Source organism: Campylobacter concisus (genome assembly GCF_003048535.1).
Taxonomy (GTDB): domain Bacteria; phylum Campylobacterota; class Campylobacteria; order Campylobacterales; family Campylobacteraceae; genus Campylobacter_A; species Campylobacter_A concisus_S.
Map to the genome: position 1 here is coordinate 35,030 of NZ_PIRQ01000004.1, position 17,591 is coordinate 52,620.

The window sequence follows — 17,591 nt, forward strand, 5'->3', positions numbered from 1 at the left end:
CAAAATTATAACTAAAAGAAAGTTTAATTAGGCTTTTGTACGGCTTTCGTAGGCTTTTAAAAGTGAAAGCATGTCGACGTTTTCTAAATTTACACCAGTTGGCACGCCCTGGGCGATCTTGCTAAATGAAATTTCACTCATCCCTAGCTTGTCCTCGACGTAAAGCATGAGCGCGTCTGAATTTAACCCCGGCGTAAAGGCAAAAACAACCTCTTTTGAGCCATTTTGCGTGATAGCACTTCGCAGCCTCTCTATGGCGTCATCATCGATCTCGTCAAGCACGAAGTAAAGGCCGTTATAAATGCCATTTTGCTCAAAAACCAAGATATCTTTTGGGCTCTCAACCAGCAAAATGACCTCACTGTCCCTGCTCTCGTCGCTGCAAATGTCACAAATTTCATTTTCACTTAGCCCACCGCAACGCTCACAACGTTTGATAAACCTCACCGCATCTTCGATATTTTGAGCGAGCCTTAGCCCTGCAAAGCTATCTTGCATGCAGACAAAATAGGCAAACCTTGCGGCTGATTTTTTACCGACACCTGGCAGCTTGGCAAAAGACTCAGTTAGCTCGTTAAATTTTTCTAAGCCTCTTTTCATGCTCGCTTCGCCTTTGATCTAAGTAAAATTTTAAATACATGATAACCATCCTCGTAGTCGTAAGCAAGCTCAAATTTTTGCATCTGACAAATTTGCTCGATGATATAAAGTCCAAGCCCCATACCACTTCCCGCGCTCACCTTGTCACCACGCACAAAGGCTTGTTTGTAGTAATCAATAGGATGATTTAGCTTTTTGCCTAAATTTTTAACCGCTATAAATTCGCTATCGCAGATCAAAATAGCCTTTTTATCCTCTGCGTATTTTAGGGCATTGTCTATCAAATTTTTAATCGCCAAACTAAAAAGCTGAAAATCCACTCTCAATATCACGTCGTCTCTGATATCGCAGCTCACTCGCTCTTCAAATTTATCAAGCATGAGCATATCTTGCACTTGCTCTAAAATAAGCGAAAAATGGCACTCTTGATAGTTTAGTGCGTAGCTTTTAGAAAGGAGCTGTTCGACTTTACTAAATTCATTTATCAGCATCTCAAGGCGCTCGAAAACGTTTATGAGCCTCATCTTTTGGGTCTCATTTGCGACCATCTCAGAGACGATCCTGCCCTTACCAATAGGAGTCTTTAGCTCATGCATAATCGCACGCAAAAATAGCTGCCTTGAGCGGATGAGCTCTCTGATCTTGCAAACGGCGTTATCAAACTCAACCGCAACCTGTCCGATCTCATCTTGCTCGTTTTCATTTAGCCTAGCCGTCATCGCCATCTCCATATTTCCACTGGCAAATTTTCTGATATCTTTACTAAGCCTTCTAAGCGGCGAAAGACTTCTAAGAACAGAAACATAAAGTGAGATGAGAAGGGCTGAAACTATCAAAAATGCGACCCAAAGCGGATCATTTACGTGTCTTGCATCATTACTTTCAAGAAGTAGCTGGAAAGACGGATTTTTAATAAGCAAATACAAATCGCCTTTATAATTAACCGATTGCACCACTCCAAGAGGCGTGTGCTGAGTAAAAACAACGGTTCCATTTGTGGCTATTGAAGTGGCTAAATTTTTATTTCCAACATACTCTAAGTAAAAATTTTTAAAATAATGTTCTAAATCTCTTGGGGGATTTCCACGTTCATAGAGTGCGACAAGATAGTTCATCGCACTTATTTGTCTATCCTTTAGTTTTTCTAAAGCGCTTTCTTGCTGAATGTTTGCAAAAGTTACAAAGAGCAAGCACATCAGCGAGAAAGCTATGGCAAAGATAATAGTTATCTTCGTAGTTATGGAATATTTCATCCGATAAGCTTATATCCTATGCCTCTTACTGAAAATATATGTTTTGGGGCTTTTGAGCTATCACCGATTTTTGATCTAAGGCGTCCGATAATAACATCTAAGCTCTTTGAATCTTTATCTTTTAGGCTTTTACAGTTATAAACTAGCTGCTCACGTGATACTGAAAAGCTGTGTTGCTTAATGAGATAAGTTAAAATTTCATACTCAGCTGGAGTAAGCGCTAACGGCTCATTGTTAAAGTAAATTTCGTGGCGTTTATCATCGATCCTAAATGCGCTATCAACGACCTCTTCTTGTACTTCATTTGTCTTTTTGTATCTTCTTATAAGACTTGTGATACGAGCATACATCTCTTTTGGATCGTATGGTTTTGGCAAATAATCATCAGCACCAAGCTGAAGTCCAACAACCTTGTCGCTAATATCGCTTCTAGCTGAACTTATGATGATAGGAATGTCGTATTTTTGGCGAATTTCTTTACAAACCTCAAGCCCATCAATGCCCGGCAAAGTAAGATCAAGTATTAACAAATCATAGTTTTTTATCCCAGCACTAAGTCCTAAATATGGATCTTCAAAATTCGTAACTTTTATATTAAAACTATCAAGATATTCAGATAAAATTTGCGCAAATTCTGGATCGTCTTCTATCATTAAAACATTAACCATGAATTATCCTTTTTATTAAAAATAGTAGAGATTATACGGCAAAAATGTAAATTCTTTTTTAAATTTAAACTTTTTTGGGTAAAATCCCATATTTAAAATAAGCTTAATTAACAAGGAAAAATGTGGAATTTGACTATTACGAAATCCTTGAAATTTCAAGAAATGCAAGCGGAGATGAGATCAAAAAAGCCTTTAGAAGGCTTGCTTTAAAATATCATCCAGATAGAAATTCTGGCGACAAAGAGGCTGAACTAAAATTTAAACAGATAAATGAAGCTTATCAAGTTTTAAGCGACGAGCAAAAACGCTCTATCTACGACAGATACGGCAAAGAAGGCCTTGAGGGTCGATTTGGTAGCGGTGGCGGATTTAGTGCCGATTTTGATCTTTCAGATATTTTTGACTCATTTTTTGGTGGCGGTTTTGCAAGTAGTTCTAGGCAGAGAAAAAGATACTCAGAAAAATACTCAGCCGATCTTGAAATTCCTATAAATTTGGAGTTTAACGAAGCTATTTTTGGTTGTGAAAAAGAGATAAAATTTGATCAAAAAGTGCCTTGCCCAACATGCAATGCAACCGGCAGTAAAGACGGCAAAAGTAAGACTTGCCAGCACTGTGGCGGAAGTGGCAGGATAACACGTGGAAATGGCTTTATGAATATCGTCCAAGAGTGCCCATATTGCCACGGAAGCGGTGAAGTAATAAGCGAACCATGCCCTGATTGTAATGCAAAAGCTTATAAAATCCAGCAACAAACTGTAAAGATTACTATCCCTGAGGGCGTTGATAGCGGTATGAGAATGAGAGTAGCTGGCAAAGGCAATATCGGTACAAACGGCGTTCAAGGCGATCTTTATGTAAGCATAAATGTAAAAGAAGATAAGCATTTCATTCGTCATAACGACGATGTTTATCTAGAAATTCCTGTCTTTTTCACGCAAGCTATACTTGGCGAAAGCATAAAAATTCCAACGCTTCGAGGAGAAACTGAGCTAAAACTACCTGTTGGAGCAAAGGACAAGCAGCAATTTATCTTTGAAAATGAAGGTATAAAAAGCGTGAATTCGCGCAAAAAAGGTAGGCTTGTAGCGCAAATTTCTATTCAAACACCTGAAAAACTAAGCGATGAGCAAAAAGAGCTTTTAAATAAGCTTCAGGCTAGCTTTGGCATAGAATCAGGCAAATCAAATACCGATGAAAGCGTCTTTGATAAGATAAAAAGCTGGTTTAAAGGCGATGAGCCAAAAGGCAAAAAGAAAAAATAAATTTAGATTTGTGACGTTAAATTTGACGTCACAAATTCTTTCAAAATAAATTTTATATATCCTAATTTTTACAAGTAAATTTCATACAAATTTTAAAATTTCATGAGTGAGTAATTTCGGCTATAAAATTTGAGCTAAGCAAAAAGCAAAGACAAATCTTAGCAGTCAATTCTTACGAGCAAGCAAAATTTTAAAATTTGCAAGAGAGTATATAAATTTACTCAGTTGCAAGCTCCAAATAATAATCAAGCTGATCGCGTCTGATGATGCGTATAAGGTTTGTGCTACCCTCAACGCCCGTAGGGTGACCTGCTGTGACAAGATAAGTCTTATCGTGTTCGACATATCCCTCTTCATACGCCTTTTTCATGACATTTGCCAAAAGTGAGCTAAGCTTTGTTTTTTCTAGTACAAGCGCTGGCGTAACGCCCCAAGCAAGAGTAAGCATGTGCGCTGTTTGCTCATCGTGAGCGACTGCGATGATGTCGATATTTGTGCGGTTTCTAGCTAATTTTATGGCCGATTTTCCTGAGCCAGTGATTGAGATTAAAGCATCTGCCTTTATGCGAACAGCAAGAGATGCGGCACTACTTGCCACCATATCAGTCTCGTCAAAAAAGTCAAACTCATCAAATTTATTATATGGATAGATGCTTTGAGTTTGGATGATCGTTTTACTCATCGCCTCTACGACCGCGACTGGGTTTTTACCGATCGCACTCTCCTCACTTAACATAACAGCATCAGTGCCGTCTAATACAGCATTTGCCACGTCGCTAATCTCTGCTCTTGTGGCAGTCTCATGCTCTGCCATGCTTAGCATCATCTGAGTTGCTGTGATGACTGGCTTGCTTGCTGCATTTGCTTTTTTGATGATGAGCTTTTGGATAGTTGGGACCTTATAAAATGGCACTTCTATGCCAAGATCGCCGCGAGCTACCATGATACCATCACTCTTTGCAATGATGTCGTCTATATTTTCAACCGCGTCAAATTTCTCGATCTTAGATAAAACAGCAGCTCTTGAGCCAAATTCTTTTAAGATATTTTTTGCCTTTATTGCGTCATTTGCATCTTGTACGAAGCTAATGGCGACAAAATTTACGCCATGCTTTGCGCCAAATTTCATATCTTCTTTATCTTTTGGTGTGATGATCTCTATGCCAAGAGCTGTATTTGGAAAATTTACGCCTTTGTTTGAGTTTAAAATTCCATCATTTTCAATGATAGTTTTTACTATTTCTTTGCCTTCACTAACGACCTTTGCCCTTATAGAGCCGTCATAGAGATAGACATACTCGCCAACCTTTAGCATAGGCAAAATTTGAGGCTGATTTAGGCTTACTTTATAAATTCCTTTTTCCACTTTTTCACCGACGATCTCATCGGCATGGATACTAAGTTCATCACCAGCCTTTAGATAAAATGGCTCACTAAGCTTGCCAACTCTGATCTTTGGGCCGCAGATATCTTGTAAAATTCCTATTCTTTTATTTAGCCTTTTTTCGATATTTCTTATCTTGTCAATGTTTGATTTATGGTATTCGTGTGTCCCATGGCTAAAATTTAAACGAAAGACATTAACACCTGCTTTTACCATCGCTTCCATTGTCTCTTCATTATCACTTGCTGGCCCCAAAGTAGCTACGATTTTCGTCTTTTTTATCATTTTATGCCCCATAAATTTGATTTTTGCGATTATAACACATTTTAATAATGTAAATTTTTGTATAATAGTCAAAATTTTAAAGGAGAAGATATGAATAAATTTTTATTAGCGTCTCTTGGTCTAGCAGCTGTTGCTTGCGTTGCTATGGGAGATGATAAAGTTTATAAGCTAAAGCTTGCTAGCTCATGGGAGAGCACTATGCCAGTGCTTGGTGATGTACCAAAAGAGCTAAAGGATAAAGTTGAAAAGATGAGTAATGGCAGACTTGAGCTAAGGATTGATTATCCATCAAAGCATAAATCACCTTTTGCAATGCTTGATTTTGCTAAAAGCGGTCAATACGACATTACCTACACAAGTAGCTATTATTATAAAGGCAAAGATGCTAAAACTATATTTTTTACAGCAACTCCATTTATGATGAATACTGATGAGCAAACAGCTTGGTATGAATTTGGCGGTGGCAAGGAGCTTGAGGCAAAAGTTTACGATCCATACAATATCAAAATTTTTAGAGCTGGAAATACTGGCATGCAAATGGGTGGCTGGTTTAAAAAAGAGATCAAATCATTAGATGATATCAAAGGCTTAAAGATAAGAATTCCGGGCTTTGGTGGTGAAATTTACGCTAAACTTGGCGCTAACATTAACACTATCCCAACTGGTGAGCTTTACATGGCTCTTGAGATGGGAACGATTGACTCAGTCGAATGGGTTAGCCCAGCTTATGATATGGCACTTGGCTTTCATAAAGTGGCAAAATACTACTACACAGGCTGGCAAGAGCCAAACGGTGAAACTCAGTTTTTCTTTAATAAAAAATCATACGAGAAGCTTCCAGATGATCTAAAAGCGATCTTTGAAGCAGCTGCAGCTGAAGTAGCAAGAGATGCAAATACAAAAGTATTTTATTCAAATGTTGAGTACTGGGATAAAATGAAAAGCGAGTATCCAGACATCCAAGTAAAATCTTTCCCTCCAGAAGTAATTGCAGCTCTTAAAAAAGCTACTAATGAACTACTTGATGAAGAGAGTGCTAAAGATCCATTATTTAAAGAGATCGTTGAGTCTCAAAGAGCTTTCCTTAAAAAAGCAAGAGAATGGACTAAAATTTCAGACTACGCTTATATCAAAACAAACGAATAGTAAAATTTAGCAGGGATTTTCCCTGCTTTTTATATTTGCTCCAGTTACTTTCAATAAAATTTTTAATCAAAACGTTTTTATACAAGCCATAAATTTTTACAAAAATAAATGCTGGTGGCTATTATAGATAGAAAATTTCTCTCATTGAGCGCTCGATCTTTGACTCATCAAGTGTATTGTTAAAAAATAAATTTAGTGCTAGAACTGCTTGATATAAAAGCATATCGGCGCCATCTTTTACGTCAAGGCTATTTTGCTTGGCCATTTCTAAAAATGGTGTTTGCTTACCATAAATCACATCAAATGCGAATTTAGCATCTTTAAAAATGCTTTTTAAAATTTCTTTAGGTGCTGGTAGAAAATCATCCTTTAAGCCAGCAGAGGTCGAGTTAATGACTAGATCAAATTTTTGCTCTTCATAGTTATCCCAGCTAAAACATTTGTACTCATCTTTAAATTTCTCAAGTCTATCTTTGCTTCTATTTAGTATGCAAACATCAACACCTTGTTCTTTTAATGCATAAGTTATGGCATTTGCAGTACCGCCAGCTCCAAGAACAATAGCTTTTTTTACACCTTTAAAATTTTTTATTGCCTTTAGAAACCCAGGCGCATCTGTATTGTATGCATAAATTTTGTCATTTTTAAGCACAAGCGTATTTGCAGAGCCTATTTTGCGTGCTATATCCGAAGCTTCATCGGCTAAATTTAAAGCCCACTCTTTATGTGGAAGTGTTACGTTTGCACCGTTTAATTTTAAGGATTTAAATTTATTGATTAATTCGCTGCCATCTTTTAGCAGGACTCTTGTATAAAGTGCTTTTAAGCCCAGGTCTGCAATGGCTTTATTGTGCAGCCTCGGAGATACCGAGTGAGCTATTGGATCTCCAAAGACTGCGAATGTTTTCATTTTGCTCTAAAGATAAAAGCGTCTTTATTGATATCTTTTCTAATATCACCTACTGCTTTTTGAAGTGTTTTTTCATCAAATGGACCAACTAAAATTTTAGTCAGTTCACCAACTTTTATAGTTTTGTAGCTATATCCCTTAGCAGCGATCTTTTTCATATATTCAGCATTTGGATTAAATTTACTAGTCACAAATACTTGAACATAAGAGCCTTTTGTGGCAGGTTCACTTTTAGCTACCTCAGCTTTTTTGTCTGCTTTATCTATTTTGGTTTCAGCCTTTTTTTCAATCTTTTTATCTACTTTATTTTCAGTCTTAGCTGGTTTTGCCTCACTCTTTTTATCAGTAGCTGCTACTTTTTCGACTTTTTTAACTGGAGCATCTACCTTTGCCTCAGCTTTTTTAGCTGGTATTTCAGCTGGCTTTTCAATAGGCTTAACTATCTCTTTTGACTCTTCAGTTTTAGAAATAGGCTTATTGTTTTCTTTATCCTTTAGCTTTTTGATCATATCTTCAAATTCGTCTTGTTGCTTATTTTCAGGCACGATCGGTACTTGCTCAAAGAGCTGTGTATCGCCTTTTTTATTGTCTGAATTTGTATCAGCTATCGGAGCTTGTCTATCTACTGGCTGCTCAGCTGGTACTGGAGGAAGCACTAGTCTTGAATCAGCTTCATTTTGAGCTTGTGAAGGATCGCTTGAATTTACTAGCTTCATAGCCACTACAATAATCAAAAAAAGTATAATAAGAGCTGCTATAAATATCAGAAGTTTTTTTAGTTTCAATCCTCTTGCGTCATCATCTCTTTCTAAAAGAATATCTTTTAACTCATCATTTTCCACTTTTTATCCTTAATTACATATATTTTGACCAACTTGCCCCACGCTCTTTTTGATAGAGTTTATAAGGTAAAGTTAGTATATTAAATTCTTTTGGCATATCGATATTTGGAAACATCCTCCACTCTTTAGGCAACTTCTGTGAAAGCTTTGCGTTGAGCACGTTTGCCAGCTGACAAGCCTCATTTAGCGTAGTGTGACCTTTATGCACATAAAGATGCAGATGGCCTGGTGTCTTACTCTCGTAGGCTGTAAAATTTATAAATCCTTCTTCTCTTAGAAGAAGCTGTGCTTTATGCCAAAATCTATCTGGGGTTCTGCCGTTATAGTCAAAGACTATATTTTCAACTTTATCATTTGCATTTATTAAAGAGTGTGCGATAACAGCTTTGCCCTCTTCATGCTCTTTCATAATATTATAGGTCAGTGGCTCATTTATCTTTTCAAATTTATCAAAGAAAATTTTGCCTCTGTATTCTATTTTATTAACGATCGTATCACGCTTGATATAGTAGTGAGTTGTAATAATCTTTATAAGTGCCGTATCAATACTTTGCATCAAAATGTCGCTTTATCATAGATTATAAATTTATGAGCAAGTTCAACTAGCTCAGCTTTTGTCTTCTCTTGCAAAGATGTGTTGTTTATGTCGCTTAGCACGTCAGCTATTTTGTTTGCTATTAGCTCAAACTCAGCCTCTTTCATACCACGAGCCGTAAGCGCAGGACTACCCACACGTATACCACTTGTGATAAATGGACTTCTTGTCTCGCCAGGGACTGTGTTTTTATTTACAGTTATGCCAGCATTTCCTAGAGCGATGTCTGCGTCTTTTCCGCTAAATTCGCGGTTTAAAAAGCTCATTAAGATTAGGTGATTATCAGTGCCGCCACTTACTAGTTCAAAGCCTCTACTTATTAGCACCTCGCCAAGTTTTTTAGCATTTGCTTTCACTTGTTTAGCATAAATTTTCCACTCAGGACTAAGGTTGTGCTTAAAACCAACTGCTTTTGCTGCGATAACATGAACTAGTGGTCCGCCCTGGATGCCTGGAAAAATAGAGGCATTTATCTTCTTAGCATACTCTTCGTTATTTGTCATTATTATGCCGCCTCTTGGGCCTCTTAATGTTTTATGCGTAGTTGAGCTTACGACGTCGCAGTGTGGGAAAGGATTTTGATGTTCACCAGCTACGACTAGGCCAGCGATGTGAGCAACGTCTGCAAAGAGTATCGCGCCAACAGCGTCAGCTATCTCTCTAAATTTCTTAAACTCGATCTCTCTTGTGTATGCGCTTGCGCCACAAACGATCATTTTTGGTTTTACTATCTTTGCGATATCCATAACTCTATCGTAGTTTATGCGACCATCAAGCTCGACGCCGTAGAAAAAGCTCTCATACATCTTGCCAGAGCTGCTTACCTTTGCGCCGTGAGTTAAGTGTCCGCCGTGGCTTAGATCCATGCCTAAAATTTTATCGCCTGGATTAAGCAAAGCACCATAAACGCCTTGGTTTGCCTGAGAGCCTGAGTTTGGTTGAACGTTTGCAAATTCACATCCAAAGAGCTCTTTACATCTATCGATCGCGATTTGCTCGATCTCATCGACAAATTCACAACCACCATAGTATCTCTTACCAGGGTAGCCCTCAGCATATTTGTTTGTTAGGATTGAGCCCATCACCTCCATAACATCTGGATATGTGAAATTTTCGCTAGCGATCATCTCAAGGTGATCACATTGGCGTTTTAACTCTAAATTTACTAGGTCGTAAATATCTTTATCGTAGCTTTGCAAACTCATTTTTCATTCTCCTTTGTCTCAGTTTTTAGTGGTCTCATCGCTGGGAAGAGAACAACGTCGCGTATTGATTTTTTATCTGTTAAAAGCATCACAAGTCTATCTATGCCTATGCCTTCTCCTGCAACTGGTGGCATGCCGTATCCTAGGGCCTTTACATAGTCCTCGTCCATCTCGTGTGCCTCGTCATCGCCTGCGTTTTTAGCATCGATTTGCGCTTTAAAGCGGTTGTATTGATCGACTGGATCGTTTAGCTCATTAAAGCCATTTGCTAGCTCACGACCAGCGATAAATAGCTCAAATCTCTCAGCCACATCAGGATTTGCGTCACTTCTTCTTGAAAGTGGACTGATCGAAATCGGATAATCAATAACAAAAGTTGGGTGTATAAGCTTGCTCTCTACATAGTTATCAAATAGCTCAGCCTGCAAGTGACCAAGATCAAGCTTCTCATTTGCTTCAAGGCCATCAGCTCTTAGTTTTGCTAAAATTTTATCTTTGTCGTTTATGATATTCTCATCTAGTCCACCGATCTCAACGAGAGCTTTTTTGTAGCTTATTCGCTTAAATGGCTTACTAAAATCAATCTCCATGCCGTCAAAATTTACAACTTTTTCCATATCTAGCTTGTCCAAAATGACATTAAAAAGATCCTCTGTAATGCCCATCAGATCATGATAGTTATGATATGCCCAGTAAAACTCTATACTTGTAAACTCGGGATTATGAGTAAGATCCATACCTTCGTTTCTAAAATTTCTATTCATCTCATAAACAGCCTCAAAGCCACCTACTATAAGGCGTTTGAGGTATAGCTCAGGTGCGATCCTTAGATATCTCTCAACTCCAAGAGCATTGTGAAAAGTGATAAATGGCTTAGCATTTGCGCCACCTGCTATTGGGTGCAGCATCGGTGTTTCAACTTCTAAAAAGCCCTTTTCTTCAAAAAATCTTCTAATCGTACTAATAATCACTGAGCGTCTTTTAAAATCTGCTCTAACTTCAGGGTTCATTATCATGTCGAGATATCTTTGGCGATATCTTGTCTCAACATCAACTAGACCATGGTACTTCTCAGGAAGTGGACTTATCGACTTTGAAGCAAGGCTAAGCTCGCTTACATGCATAGAAAATTCGCCAGTTTTTGTTATAAATGCATAACCTCTGACATAGACGATATCGCCTATCTCTACGTATTTTTTAACGATTTTAAACCATTCTGGATCAAGTGTTTTATTACTAAAGTAAATTTGTAAATTTCCATCTTCATCTTCGATATTTGCAAAGACGGCTTTTCCAGCATCACGAATAAGTTTTATTCTACCTGCAAGACCTACTAGCTGGCCTTCGGCCTTTTTCTCTTCTGTATCATTAATATAGTTAAATTTTAGTCTAAATTTAGAGATATTCATATCTCTTCTAAGAAAATGCGGATATGGATTAATACCTAAATTTCTTAGTTCGTCTATGCTTTGTAGTCGTTGAATCTCATGTTGGTTGTCAAATATCACCTTACTTTCCCTTTATATTATTTTTTGAGCATTTTTCACAAATTCCATAAAGCTGCATCATATGGCCAGTTAGTTTAAAACCATGATCTTTTGCGATACTGATTTGTCTTTTTTCTATCATTGGATCTTCAAATTCTATGATAAGGCCGCACTTTCTGCATATCATATGGTCGTGATGTGGCTTTGTGGCAAGCTCAAATTTTTTGCCTTGTGAACCAAAGCTGATTGATGTCACCATTTCTGATTCTTCAAGTAGATTTAGTGTTCTATAAACAGTTGCGATACCAATATTTAGCTCAGGGTGCGTTTCTTTTATAAAAAGATAAAGTCTTTCTGGAGTAAAGTGTTCACCATTGTTGTATAGCGTTTTTAGTAAAATTTCACGCTGTTTCGTGTATTTTAAACCATTGTCGCGAAGCACTCTTTTGAATTTCTCAAGCAACGCATCATATTCTAAATTTTCTATCATCTTATTCCCCTTTTGTGATATTAGAGTCGGTATTTACACTAGCATTTGCATCCATTGAGATAAATGCATCAGTTTTATTTGTATCCATTGGTCTTGCCACTATCTCATCTAACTCACTTTTGATATTTTTAACATCAAGATTTGTTATCCATTTGCCAGTTTCTATCAAAACCGGATAAACTTTACTGTTCGCAAAATAAGGAGCAATTATATTATTTAGCGAAGTACCAGATATTGCAGCAACTACTGCCGAAAATGTTAAGAAAATTTTTCCACTTCCCATAACAAATCCACCAAGTCTATCCAAAAAACCAAGCCCACTTACTGAAACTATTTTTGATAAAAATTTACCAACTAGCAAGCAAACTATCCAAAAAACTAGCCAAAGAGAGATAAATGCAACAAACTGTAAAAATGAAGGATTTTCAAATTTATATATATTTTTAGTTATAAACTCACCAGATAGATCTGAAAATCTGCTAGCTATAATTAAGCCGCCGATAAGTCCGATAAGTCCGAAAGCTTCTTTGATAAGTCCATTTAATATGCCTTTTATGCCAAGCATCAAGACAAGAGCAATAATAATAATATCAAACCACGTTACTAAATCCATTATATAGTTCCTATTAAATTTTGAAGTTCTTGCTGACTAGTTGAATAAGCTAGCGCATTTTCTTTTGTAATCTTACCCTCTTTTAGTACTTTCATCAAAGCCTGAGTTTGCGTACTCATACCAGTTTGTTGTTGATTTAGCTGCATCTGAGAGTAAATTTGATGTATTTTGTTTTCACGTATCAAGTTTGAGATAGCCATATTGTTTATTAAAATTTCATGCACCGCGCACCTTCCACCGCCTATCTTTGGGATTAGACTTTGTGAAACGACAGCGGTTAGCGAAACACTAAGCATATTTCTTACTTGTAATTGCTCACTTCCATCGAAACTATCAACGATCCTATTTATAGTTTGAATGGCTGAATTTGTGTGAAGCGTACCAAAGACTAAGTGTCCAGTCTCAGCCGCCGTAATAGCCGTTGAAATCGTCTCTCTATCTCTCATCTCGCCCACAAGTATGATATCTGGGTCTTCACGAACCGCAGATTTTAAGGCCCTTGAGTAAGAAGTTGCGTCAGTGCCGATATTTCTATGAGAAAATAGAGCTTTTTTATTATTATGCACAAACTCGACTGGATCCTCAATTGTAATAATATGCTTTCTATAATTTAAATTTATCTCATTAAGCATGGCTGCAAGAGTTGTTGATTTACCACTTCCTGTCGGTCCAGTAACCAAAATAAGACCTTTTTCACGCTTAATAATATGCTTAAAAATTTGTGGGGCATTTAACTCATAAAGAGATGGGATATTGATTGGGATTATACGAAAAGCGGCAGCTAAATCGCCATTCATGGTATAGTAATAGTTGCCACGAAAGCGGCCAATATCTGGAAGCTCAATCGCAAAGTCAAGCTCTTTATTATTCTCAAGTTCACTTTTTTGTTCATCAGTAATCAAAGCAAAACATAAATTCTCTATATCCTTGCCACTTAATATGCCAAAATTAATGGGCTTTAAAGCACCGTCTACTCTTATTTGCGGCTCGGATCTTGAAACAAGGTGAAGATCGCTTGCCTTATCACTCACAACAGTTTTTAAAAGTGTTTTTATATCGCCAGCAAGATTATTAAGGTTATTATCTTCTGGTATTTTTATACTTAAATTCTTTGCCTGAAGCTGTTCAATTAGATCCATATTTTTACCATTATTCTATTATTTTTGGTACAGCAAAAAAATGCCCTTCACGTGAAGGAGCGTACTTTAAGATCGTATCAATCACATCACTTGGCCTTGGCTCATCTTCTCTTAAAGGTGTGCCACCTTTTATAGAGCTAACTACAGCTTCATCGCTGCTTAGATCAAGTTCATTTAAAATATCAACAAAAGATACAATCTCGCTTAGTTGTTTTTTTACTTCTTCTCTTTTTTCATCACTGATTTGTAAGGCAGAAAGTTTTTCTAGTTTATTTAAAAGAATATCATCTATTTGCATTATATAAATAACCTTATTAATTAATTTTGAGCCATTATATCACATTCAAGCTTTAATTTTGGGATAGTTTTAATTTAATTATGTTAAAATCTGCGAATTAAAATTTTTTAAAAACAAAGGAAAAGCGTTGGCTATAAAAGAAGATCTAACACAGATAAAACAAGAGATTGGTGCTCAAGAACAGTTTTTAGAAAGCATGATCAAAGGTGAGCGTTTCTTTAGAAAGTATAAAAAATTTATGATAATTGCCATTATTGTTGCCGTCATTGCAATTATTGGATTTTATTCGAACAAAATAATAAATGATAATAGAATTGAAGATGCAAATTTGGCTTACTCAAAGCTCATTTTAAATCCAAACGATGCAAATGCCTTAAGCATTTTAAAAGAAAAAGAACCAAATTTATATGCACTTTTTTCACTTCAGCAAAAGCTTGATAAAAATGAGACAAATGGCATTAGTGAACTTGCAAATTTAAAAGTAAATCCTATAGTAAAAGATATCATTCTTTCACAAAATGGTAATGCAAACACTCAGATTTTAAGCGAATATAGCACACTTTTAAAAGGTTTTGAGCTTTTAAAACAAAACAAAATCAAAGAAGCAAATGATGAGTTTAATAAAATTTCACTCGACTCTCAACTTCAAACTTTAGTTAAAAATTTAAAACACTATCAGGGAATAAAATAATGAAAAAAATTACTCTTTTCTTGGCTTTTGCCTTGGCCTTAGTTTTAAGTGGATGTGGCACAAAAAGACAATATTTCGAGCCAGCTCAAACCTCTGGCAAAATTTCTTTGTCAAAAGATATGCCATCTTATATCAAATCAGCAAATGCAAATGGTGCCACTCTTGATAACGGCAATATTATCACCAAAAACGGCCTAAATACAAACATTAAGTTGCCTGAAAATTTTAATTTCTTAAATGAAAACAACGGCTTTATCATTTCAGCTAGTATAAATGGCGATCTAAATGTGACAGATCCTAGCGGACACAGCGTTTATAGTAATAAATTTCCAACAGCAATCGTTGCTGCTTCTCTTGACCAAAACCTATTAGCAGCTATTAGCGCGGCAAACCACATCTATCTAATAGACATAAATACCGCAACAACAATAATGGAATATAGCTCGTCTAATATAGCAGCAGTTGATTCAAGGATCGTAGCGCCATTTTTTATGAGCTCGCTTATCGTTTATCCGGCATTAGATGGCAAAATTTATATAGTACAAAAAGAGACTGGTAGAATTTTACGTGACGTGGTCGTAAGTTCTGAAAATTTCTTTAATAACATCATATTCTTAGGCGTTGAGGGCGATAATCTAATTGCAGCAACAGCGAAAAAACTAATCGTCATTAACCCAAGTCAAACGGTTTATTATGACGGCGAGATCAAAGATGTACTAGTTAATAACGATGAAATTTATATCTTTAAAAAAGATGGTACGATCGTAAGAACAAATCTTATGTTAAAAGAGCAAAATAAAGTAAATTTCAAATTTGCCATCTTCTCAGCAGCTACTATTATCAATAATAAGCTTTACGTAATCGAAAAAACAGGCTACGTTATAAAAACAAATTTAGACCTCAGTGGAGCTGAAATTTATGAATTTAGCGATGAGATAAAAGATAAAAGCTTTATGGGCAATGGTGCCTTTTATTATGATAATGAACTTGTTAATTTAGGGCAATGAACCAAAAAATTTGGGAGCTTTTTGAAGCCAAAAAAATCCTTTTAAAAGATATCAAAGCACTTAATACAAGTGAATTTAGCACAAAAAAGACGCTTGATATCTTTTGGGGAGTGGACAATAAGAGCTTTTACAATCTTGTCTTTTTAAGAACAGCAAAAAGTAGATTACTACGCAAAGAGGCTTTGGAGCTTGAAGAAATTTCTAAAAAAATAGAGATAAAATTCCAAACAAGCCTAAGAAAAAAAACTATATTTTATAGCTCAGAAATTTGCTCTAAGGCCTTAAAAGAGCTACAAGACAATAATTGGCGATGTTATGATTTTGTGTAATATAGGCAATACAAATGCTACATTTTTAGAAGATGGCAAAATCTCACGTATGAAAATTTCTGAGTTTAAAAGCTATAAGCCAGAAAAAAAAGTATATTTTATATCCGTAAATGATGAAATTTTAAATCTTTTAAAAGATGATAAAATGTTTGTAAATTTAGAACCATTTTTTACTATTGATACGATATATCAAGGTCTAGGAGTAGATAGAATCGCAGCATGTTACTCTATAAATAATGGCGTAATCGTTGATGCTGGAAGTGCCATAACGGTTGACATTATGGCAAATTCTATTCACCTTGGAGGATATATCTTGCCAGGCATCTCAAGTATGCTAAATGCCTATAAAAGCATCTCGCCACGACTTGATATCACTATAAATTCGCAAATTGACATAGATGCCCTACCACAAAAAACAGCCGATGCTGTGAGTTATGGCATTATTAAACCAATAATAACTCTACTAGATAAACTAGCCGGTGACAAAAAAGTATATTTTACTGGTGGAGATGGCGACTTTTTATCAAAATTTTTTAAAAATGCTATTTGCGACAAGATGCTAGTTTTTCGTGCCATGCAAAAGCTAATAACTGAAAAGAAAGATATGATAATATGATAACAGTAGCACTACCAAAGGGAAGAATAGCCGAGGCAACACTAGAAATTTTTAGAAAAATTTTTGGTTCAAGTTTTTTATTTGAAGATAGAAAGTTAATCCTTGAAGAAGGAAATTTTAGATTTTTAATGGTTCGCAACCAAGATATCCCAACTTATGTCACAGAAGGTGCAGCTGATATTGGTGTGGTGGGACTTGACGTACTTGAAGAGCACAAGCCAAATGTTGTAAGGTTGCTAGATTTGAAAATCGGACAGTGTAAAGTTTGTATTGGCATAAAAAATGACTCTGAATTAGATCTAAGCCAGCCAGAGCTAAAAATAGCTACAAAAATGCCAAATATAACAAGAAATTATTTTACGAAACAAGCCGTAGCTGTAAAGATCATCAAGCTTTATGGCTCGATCGAACTTGCACCACTAGTTGGCTTAAGCGATGCGATAGTTGATGTCGTTGAGACTGGCTCGACTATGAAACAAAATGGACTAAAGATCGCTGGTGATATCATGCAAAGCTCAGCTTATCTAATAGCAAATAAAAATAGTTTTATCATTAAAAAAGATGAGATTTTAGAACTTTACAAAAAAATCAAAGAAGAAATTTAAAGTCCTTCTTTCTTATCATAAAGTACAAAATTTCTCTAATTATAAAGTCCGACTATTCGCTTATAAATTCTTTTGGAATAACGTAGTAGTAGCTATTGGCGCATCTTAGTACTTAGCAACACAAATTTAATCACGAGAGATTATTATTTAATCGAATTTTAGT

General features: G+C 36.1%; 20 protein-coding genes. 7 read left to right on the plus strand and 13 right to left on the minus strand.

What is annotated here, in order from left to right; all coding sequences use genetic code 11:
- Positions 1-27: 27 nt before the first annotated feature.
- The 3 genes from recR to CVS93_RS04755 are packed head-to-tail and all read right to left on the minus strand — an operon-like array spanning position 28 to position 2,521.
- Positions 28-600, minus strand: coding sequence for a recombination mediator RecR (gene recR / locus CVS93_RS04745; protein WP_084041236.1), 573 nt, complete (start codon positions 598-600; stop codon positions 28-30).
- Positions 597-1,853 (minus strand): ArsS family sensor histidine kinase, encoded by a 1,257-nt coding sequence (locus CVS93_RS04750; RefSeq protein ID WP_103583079.1) that lies wholly within the window; start codon positions 1,851-1,853, stop codon positions 597-599. Before CVS93_RS04750 ends, recR begins: the two co-directional genes overlap by 4 nt.
- A complete protein-coding gene (locus CVS93_RS04755; protein WP_021091583.1) occupies positions 1,850-2,521 on the minus strand; it encodes a response regulator transcription factor in 672 nt (223 codons plus the stop codon). Before CVS93_RS04755 ends, CVS93_RS04750 begins: the two co-directional genes overlap by 4 nt.
- Before the next feature lie 122 nt (positions 2,522-2,643).
- Here CVS93_RS04755 and dnaJ point away from each other — a divergent pair, with 122 nt between their 5' ends.
- The gene (dnaJ, locus tag CVS93_RS04760; protein WP_054197114.1) at positions 2,644-3,786 is read left to right on the plus strand and encodes a molecular chaperone DnaJ; all 1,143 of its coding nucleotides are present in this window, start codon (positions 2,644-2,646) and stop codon (positions 3,784-3,786) included.
- A gap of 217 nt (positions 3,787-4,003) precedes the next feature.
- Here dnaJ and pyk read toward each other — a convergent pair whose 3' ends face one another.
- Complete coding sequence (gene pyk, locus CVS93_RS04765; RefSeq protein ID WP_107686775.1) at positions 4,004-5,455, minus strand: pyruvate kinase; 1,452 nt, start codon at positions 5,453-5,455, stop codon at positions 4,004-4,006.
- Between the two features lie 90 nt (positions 5,456-5,545).
- Here pyk and CVS93_RS04770 point away from each other — a divergent pair, with 90 nt between their 5' ends.
- Positions 5,546-6,601, plus strand: coding sequence for a TRAP transporter substrate-binding protein (locus tag CVS93_RS04770; protein ID WP_021091622.1), 1,056 nt, complete (start codon positions 5,546-5,548; stop codon positions 6,599-6,601).
- A gap of 121 nt (positions 6,602-6,722) precedes the next feature.
- Here the strand turns inward: CVS93_RS04770 and CVS93_RS04775 are convergent, their stop codons facing one another.
- From CVS93_RS04775 to gatC, 9 genes are read right to left on the minus strand one after another with little or no spacing between them, the layout of a single operon-like run.
- Positions 6,723-7,511, minus strand: coding sequence for a shikimate dehydrogenase (locus tag CVS93_RS04775; RefSeq protein ID WP_107686776.1), 789 nt, complete (start codon positions 7,509-7,511; stop codon positions 6,723-6,725).
- Positions 7,508-8,353, minus strand: a complete 846-nt coding sequence (locus CVS93_RS04780) for an SPOR domain-containing protein (protein WP_107686777.1) — start codon at positions 8,351-8,353, stop codon at positions 7,508-7,510. Before CVS93_RS04780 ends, CVS93_RS04775 begins: the two co-directional genes overlap by 4 nt.
- Before the next feature lie 13 nt (positions 8,354-8,366).
- Positions 8,367-8,909 carry a DUF1882 domain-containing protein gene (locus tag CVS93_RS04785; protein WP_087584142.1) on the minus strand — a complete coding sequence of 181 codons (543 nt, stop codon included), beginning with the start codon at positions 8,907-8,909 and terminating at the stop codon, positions 8,367-8,369.
- Positions 8,909-10,153, minus strand: coding sequence for a serine hydroxymethyltransferase (locus CVS93_RS04790; protein ID WP_107686778.1), 1,245 nt, complete (start codon positions 10,151-10,153; stop codon positions 8,909-8,911). The genes CVS93_RS04785 and CVS93_RS04790 overlap by 1 nt, the downstream gene beginning before the upstream one ends.
- Positions 10,150-11,658, minus strand: a complete 1,509-nt coding sequence (gene lysS / locus CVS93_RS04795; RefSeq protein WP_234400097.1) for a lysine--tRNA ligase — start codon at positions 11,656-11,658, stop codon at positions 10,150-10,152. Before lysS ends, CVS93_RS04790 begins: the two co-directional genes overlap by 4 nt.
- Before the next feature lie 4 nt (positions 11,659-11,662).
- Positions 11,663-12,130: a Fur family transcriptional regulator gene (locus CVS93_RS04800; protein WP_021091630.1), complete on the minus strand. Its 468-nt coding sequence runs from the start codon at positions 12,128-12,130 to the stop codon at positions 11,663-11,665.
- Between the two features lies 1 nt (position 12,131).
- The gene (locus CVS93_RS04805) at positions 12,132-12,743 is read right to left on the minus strand and encodes a CvpA family protein (RefSeq protein ID WP_107686780.1); all 612 of its coding nucleotides are present in this window, start codon (positions 12,741-12,743) and stop codon (positions 12,132-12,134) included.
- A complete protein-coding gene (locus tag CVS93_RS04810) occupies positions 12,743-13,882 on the minus strand; it encodes a type IV pilus twitching motility protein PilT (protein ID WP_107686781.1) in 1,140 nt (379 codons plus the stop codon). The genes CVS93_RS04805 and CVS93_RS04810 overlap by 1 nt, the downstream gene beginning before the upstream one ends.
- A gap of 10 nt (positions 13,883-13,892) precedes the next feature.
- Entirely contained in the window at positions 13,893-14,180 is a 288-nt protein-coding gene (gene gatC / locus CVS93_RS04815; RefSeq protein ID WP_107686782.1) for an Asp-tRNA(Asn)/Glu-tRNA(Gln) amidotransferase subunit GatC, read from the minus strand.
- 127 nt (positions 14,181-14,307) lie between these two features.
- Between gatC and CVS93_RS04820 the strand changes: the two genes are divergently transcribed.
- From CVS93_RS04820 to hisG, 5 genes are read left to right on the plus strand one after another with little or no spacing between them, the layout of a single operon-like run.
- Positions 14,308-14,871: a hypothetical protein gene (locus CVS93_RS04820; RefSeq protein ID WP_087580345.1), complete on the plus strand. Its 564-nt coding sequence runs from the start codon at positions 14,308-14,310 to the stop codon at positions 14,869-14,871.
- A complete protein-coding gene (locus tag CVS93_RS04825; protein WP_107686783.1) occupies positions 14,871-15,878 on the plus strand; it encodes an L-seryl-tRNA selenium transferase in 1,008 nt (335 codons plus the stop codon). Before CVS93_RS04820 ends, CVS93_RS04825 begins: the two co-directional genes overlap by 1 nt.
- Complete coding sequence (locus CVS93_RS04830; RefSeq protein ID WP_107686784.1) at positions 15,875-16,207, plus strand: hypothetical protein; 333 nt, start codon at positions 15,875-15,877, stop codon at positions 16,205-16,207. The genes CVS93_RS04825 and CVS93_RS04830 overlap by 4 nt, the downstream gene beginning before the upstream one ends.
- Entirely contained in the window at positions 16,194-16,823 is a 630-nt protein-coding gene (locus tag CVS93_RS04835; RefSeq protein WP_085658059.1) for a type III pantothenate kinase, read from the plus strand. Before CVS93_RS04830 ends, CVS93_RS04835 begins: the two co-directional genes overlap by 14 nt.
- Positions 16,820-17,428 carry an ATP phosphoribosyltransferase gene (gene hisG / locus CVS93_RS04840; RefSeq protein WP_084041952.1) on the plus strand — a complete coding sequence of 203 codons (609 nt, stop codon included), beginning with the start codon at positions 16,820-16,822 and terminating at the stop codon, positions 17,426-17,428. Before CVS93_RS04835 ends, hisG begins: the two co-directional genes overlap by 4 nt.
- The last annotated feature ends 163 nt before the right edge of the window (positions 17,429-17,591 follow it).

What these genes read in the sequence shown, in the direction of transcription:
- CVS93_RS04750 (WP_103583079.1), bottom strand. Translation starts at nt 1,853, where the DNA reads ATGAAATATTCCATAACTACGAAGATAACTATTATCTTTGCCATAGCT.
- recR (WP_084041236.1), bottom strand. Translation starts at nt 600, where the DNA reads ATGAAAAGAGGCTTAGAAAAATTTAACGAGCTAACTGAGTCTTTTGCC.
- CVS93_RS04770 (WP_021091622.1), top strand. Translation starts at nt 5,546, where the DNA reads ATGAATAAATTTTTATTAGCGTCTCTTGGTCTAGCAGCTGTTGCTTGC.
- CVS93_RS04805 (WP_107686780.1), bottom strand. Translation starts at nt 12,743, where the DNA reads ATGGATTTAGTAACGTGGTTTGATATTATTATTATTGCTCTTGTCTTG.
- hisG (WP_084041952.1), top strand. Translation starts at nt 16,820, where the DNA reads ATGATAACAGTAGCACTACCAAAGGGAAGAATAGCCGAGGCAACACTA.
- CVS93_RS04830 (WP_107686784.1), top strand. Translation starts at nt 15,875, where the DNA reads ATGAACCAAAAAATTTGGGAGCTTTTTGAAGCCAAAAAAATCCTTTTA.
- CVS93_RS04790 (WP_107686778.1), bottom strand. Translation starts at nt 10,153, where the DNA reads ATGAGTTTGCAAAGCTACGATAAAGATATTTACGACCTAGTAAATTTA.
- CVS93_RS04775 (WP_107686776.1), bottom strand. Translation starts at nt 7,511, where the DNA reads ATGAAAACATTCGCAGTCTTTGGAGATCCAATAGCTCACTCGGTATCT.
- gatC (WP_107686782.1), bottom strand. Translation starts at nt 14,180, where the DNA reads ATGCAAATAGATGATATTCTTTTAAATAAACTAGAAAAACTTTCTGCC.
- CVS93_RS04810 (WP_107686781.1), bottom strand. Translation starts at nt 13,882, where the DNA reads ATGGATCTAATTGAACAGCTTCAGGCAAAGAATTTAAGTATAAAAATA.
- CVS93_RS04785 (WP_087584142.1), bottom strand. Translation starts at nt 8,909, where the DNA reads ATGCAAAGTATTGATACGGCACTTATAAAGATTATTACAACTCACTAC.
- pyk (WP_107686775.1), bottom strand. Translation starts at nt 5,455, where the DNA reads ATGATAAAAAAGACGAAAATCGTAGCTACTTTGGGGCCAGCAAGTGAT.
- CVS93_RS04800 (WP_021091630.1), bottom strand. Translation starts at nt 12,130, where the DNA reads ATGATAGAAAATTTAGAATATGATGCGTTGCTTGAGAAATTCAAAAGA.
- CVS93_RS04835 (WP_085658059.1), top strand. Translation starts at nt 16,194, where the DNA reads ATGATTTTGTGTAATATAGGCAATACAAATGCTACATTTTTAGAAGAT.
- CVS93_RS04755 (WP_021091583.1), bottom strand. Translation starts at nt 2,521, where the DNA reads ATGGTTAATGTTTTAATGATAGAAGACGATCCAGAATTTGCGCAAATT.
- CVS93_RS04825 (WP_107686783.1), top strand. Translation starts at nt 14,871, where the DNA reads ATGAAAAAAATTACTCTTTTCTTGGCTTTTGCCTTGGCCTTAGTTTTA.